The 2,878-nt window shown below is 70.2% G+C and carries 4 protein-coding genes and 1 pseudogene; 2 read left to right on the plus strand and 3 right to left on the minus strand.

The features are described from left to right. Positions 1-592 (minus strand): ADP-ribosylglycohydrolase family protein (locus tag FVW27_RS12245; protein WP_167125518.1); only part of this gene is annotated, 592 nt, incomplete at its 3' end. A gap of 330 nt (positions 593-922) precedes the next feature. Continuing rightward, positions 923-1,108 carry a hypothetical protein gene (locus tag FVW27_RS12250; protein ID WP_167125520.1) on the minus strand — a complete coding sequence of 62 codons (186 nt, stop codon included), beginning with the start codon at positions 1,106-1,108 and terminating at the stop codon, positions 923-925. Between the two features lie 250 nt (positions 1,109-1,358). On the opposite strand from FVW27_RS12250, the gene mnmM reads away from it, so the two are divergent. Together mnmM and FVW27_RS12260 are read left to right on the plus strand one after the other, a co-directional pair. Next, positions 1,359-2,114 (plus strand): tRNA 5-(aminomethyl)-2-thiouridylate-methyltransferase MnmM, encoded by a 756-nt coding sequence (gene mnmM, locus FVW27_RS12255; RefSeq protein ID WP_167125522.1) that lies wholly within the window; start codon positions 1,359-1,361, stop codon positions 2,112-2,114. Between the two features lie 121 nt (positions 2,115-2,235). Then, complete coding sequence (locus FVW27_RS12260) at positions 2,236-2,478, plus strand: hypothetical protein (protein ID WP_167125524.1); 243 nt, start codon at positions 2,236-2,238, stop codon at positions 2,476-2,478. A 102-nt stretch (positions 2,479-2,580) separates the two neighbouring features. On the opposite strand, the pseudogene FVW27_RS12265 reads toward FVW27_RS12260, so the two are convergent. After that, a pseudogene (locus tag FVW27_RS12265) lies at positions 2,581-2,878 on the minus strand (periplasmic heavy metal sensor); the annotation flags it as partial.

Consider the following 2,878-nt stretch of genomic DNA (forward strand, 5'->3'; position numbering starts at 1 on the left):
GCAGGGCCGCGTAGCGGGCCGTGGCGGCATGGTCGAAGGCGGCGCGCATGTCCGCCCCGCGCAGCAGGGCGGCGGCGGCACGGGCCATGAATTCCGCGCCATCTGCAATGACCGGGCTGCCGTGGGTCATCAGGGTCTGGGCGCGCGCGGCGTTGACCAGCCCTTCCTCGTTATCATGCAGAACGGCCAGCAGCGGGGCCATGCGGGCCGCCCCGGCAAAGTCGTTGGTGGCGGCGCCGGTCTGTTCGGGCGCGCGCCCTGCGGCAAAGTTGGCCAGGGCCTCGCGGCTGGCCTTGTCCATGTAGCCGGTGTAGCCGCCTTCCATCATGCCGCGCCAACGGGTGGCAAAATCGGCCAGGTCGAAGGCCCCTTTGCCCGCCACCGAGCGAAGCAGCAACAGGGTCTGGTCGCCATAGTGCGACTGGGCACCAGCGCCCTTGCCGTTATGGTAATCGTTGAGGGTGGGGGGCAGCAGGTCGGTCACCCGGCCCAACTGGCGCACGATGCGCCCCTGATCGTATTCCCAATGCGCCCCCAGCGACAGTGCATCCGCCGCCAGCGACGCCAGAATGGCGCTGCGTATCCTGCTCATGTTCCACCTCGGGGGTTGCGGCCCATGGGCGGGCCAGTGAGCGACACCTTGCCAGACTATACGACACGATGCGCGCCAGGGCCAGTGGCGGCGGCAAGCGGACGCGCCCGTGGATGCGGGCGGCAGATGCGGGGCGGCGACTGCGACCGCAGGTGGAAGGAGGCGGCGCAAAAAACGAAACGCACGGGGTGCACCGTGCGTTTCGTGGCCCGCTCGGGATGGGGGCCAAATCATGCGTGGGGGGGGGGGGGGGGCCGGGGAGGCCCTTTCGGGCCTCCCCGGTGCCGGAAACCGCTCGCCCGGTTTGCCGGCGGGGGCAGAGGAGGTCAGCTAGCTGAAGCTGACGGTGGGGATGTCCAGGATGGACGGGGATGCCGGGGATATGCGCTGCGCTTCCCGCCAGAGGGCCGCCAGGGCCACGACGGCTTCCCTGTCTTCTTCGGGAAGGGCATCGATAAGGGCATCCAGGTGAGGAGGGGCTGCCGCTTCGGTGCGGCAAATTTCCGGAGTGTGCATGTCTGTTGCGGCTCCTTGTTCCGTTACGCCACAAGGTTAGCAGGGACCGTGCCAAACATGTTTGGTGTGCGTGTCCGGTGTGTTATGGATGTTTTGCCGATGGGGTGCGGTGGCACAGGTGCAAACGGCGGCACAGGGAGGGTGCAGCATGCTGCACATTTGCACAAATCCGTCCTTGCAAGCGCGACCGTTGCCGTTGGGTGCTTGTCGTCCGGGGGGCGGGTGGCGTACCACGGTGCCGGAGGTGCACATGACCCGTTCCGGTTCCGATACTGGCGCCCAGCCCGGCCCGTTCATGGAACTGTTCGGCTGTTCCGGCGGCGCTGGGGTGCCAGCCCTGCGCGACCTGTCGCAGCAGGCGGTGGCCCATGCACTGGCGCGTGCGCTGGCCCATATTCCGGGTCATGCTCCGGCCAGTACTGCGGCGGGGGGCGCGTCAGGCGGCGTGACGGGCGATGCGACGGGCGATGCCCCTTGGCCCTTGGCCGTGGACGGCACGGCGGGCAATGGCCACGATACGTTGTTTCTGGCTCGGCTGGTGGGGGCACGCGGACTGGTGCACGCCTTCGACGTGCAGCCCAGGGCGTTGGCCCGCACGGCGGAACGGCTGGCGGCGGTGGGGCTGGAAGAGCGGGTGGCGCTGCATGGCCGGGGGCACGAGGAACTGGCGGCGGCGTTGGCGTCCCGTGGGACCTGGCCGCCCCGCATCACGGCGGCCATGTTCAACCTGGGCTTTCTGCCCGGCAGCGACCGCAGCGTGACCACCCGGCCGGCGACCACCCTGACGGCGCTGGAGGCCCTGTTGCCGCTGATGGTGCCGGGGGGGGTGGTTTCGCTGCACGTCTACGCCGGGCACCCCGGCGGCGGGGACGAGGCCGCAGCGCTGGATCGCCGCCTTGCCGAACTGGATTGGAACCTGTGGCGGGTGGCCCGCTACGAGTTCGCCAACAAGCCCCGCAACCCGGAACGGTTGCTGCTGGTGCTGCGGCTGCCCGACCCGGCATAGCCTTTCGTCATCCCGAAACCCGCGCCGCCGCGCCGTCCATGCAGGCCGCATCACGAGGCCGTCGGACCAGCCGGACCATGGGTCGCACGGCGACACCAACATACCCCGCGAGCAGATTGCCATGACCACCGATACTTCCGTGTTTCCCGATCCTTCCGATGACGACCTGTGGGCGGCCGTGCGCGCCGACCTGGAAACCCGTTTTCCCGGCCGCTACGACGAGGCCACCGTGCGCCGCGCCTTCGAGGCGGTGTGCGCGGGCGAGGACGACTACCTGCCCCGGCGCGCCCTGCTCAAGAAGGTGCGCATGGCCTGCATGTGGACCCGCCCCAGCCTGGACGGACGGGCCGAAGGGGCGGAATAGCGGGGCGCGCCGTTCCGGGTGCCGACGCAGCGCTCATGCACGGGGGGCGGCCACTGCGGAAACGCAGGCCCGTGCCTGCCCCCGCACCCCTTCTGCCTGTACTCAGGGCAGCAGGGGATGGCGAAACAGCGGGTGCGCGGCGTGGCGGTCCAGCAGGGCGGCCAGCCGGTCCCGCTGCATCGGAGACAGCCCGGCGTGGAATTCCACGAAGGCATCACGCGCATGGGCGTAGGCCTGTTCGGCCAGTTGGCGCTTGTCCGCGAACAGCCGGTCCAGCGCGTCCGGGGCCATGGCTCCATCGCGGATGGCCGCGTGCAGACGCTGGCGCAAGGCCGCGTTGTGGCGGCGCAACTCGTCCAGGGTGCGTTCGTGGGCGTCCAGGCGCCGGGCCAGTTGCCGC

The sequence above is a fragment of the Nitratidesulfovibrio liaohensis genome (assembly GCF_011682075.1).
Lineage (GTDB): Bacteria > Desulfobacterota > Desulfovibrionia > Desulfovibrionales > Desulfovibrionaceae > Cupidesulfovibrio > Cupidesulfovibrio liaohensis.

Excerpts from the sequence above, each read along its gene's own strand:
- FVW27_RS12250 (WP_167125520.1), bottom strand. The coding sequence starts at position 1,108 with ATGCACACTCCGGAAATTTGCCGCACCGAAGCGGCAGCCCCTCCTCAC.
- mnmM (WP_167125522.1), top strand. The coding sequence starts at position 1,359 with ATGACCCGTTCCGGTTCCGATACTGGCGCCCAGCCCGGCCCGTTCATG.
- FVW27_RS12260 (WP_167125524.1), top strand. The coding sequence starts at position 2,236 with ATGACCACCGATACTTCCGTGTTTCCCGATCCTTCCGATGACGACCTG.